This is a genomic window from Streptomyces niveiscabiei (genome assembly GCF_001419795.1).
In the GTDB taxonomy this organism is placed as follows: Bacteria; Actinomycetota; Actinomycetes; order Streptomycetales; family Streptomycetaceae; genus Streptomyces; species Streptomyces niveiscabiei.
This window is the reverse complement of the sequence record NZ_LIRL01000422.1, coordinates 3,509-3,851: the sequence shown is the minus strand read 5'-3', so window position 1 is coordinate 3,851 and position 343 is coordinate 3,509. Positions and strand designations below refer to the sequence as shown.

General features: G+C 76.4%; 1 pseudogene. It reads right to left on the bottom strand.

The features are described 5' to 3' along the window. Positions 1-343 (bottom strand): annotated as a pseudogene (locus AOK24_RS20695) (PEP/pyruvate-binding domain-containing protein); the annotation flags it as partial.

Here is a 343-nt window from a genome sequence, read left to right as displayed (position 1 = left end):
TCCGCCGGTCGAGGTCGGCGGGCAGCGCACCCCCCTCGGTCACCCGCACCAGTTCGGCCCACCGCAGCAGCAGGAGCCGGTCGGGTCCGAGGCCGCAGTCCCCGGCGTCGAGCCGCCCGCTCATCTCCTGGACCATCCGCGCCTGCATCTCCTGCACCCATCGGATCCGCAGCCGCAGCCCTTCCCGGACAGGCAGCGCTCCCACGCCGCGCGGAGCGGCGGTCCATCCGGTACGGGCGGGCAGCTGGGCGCGTGCGCCGAGGGTGGGCGGCAGCAGGGCCAGCAGGACGGGGTGCCGTTCGATGAGCTGGTCGTCGGTGAGGCCGCGCACCCGCCCCTCGGC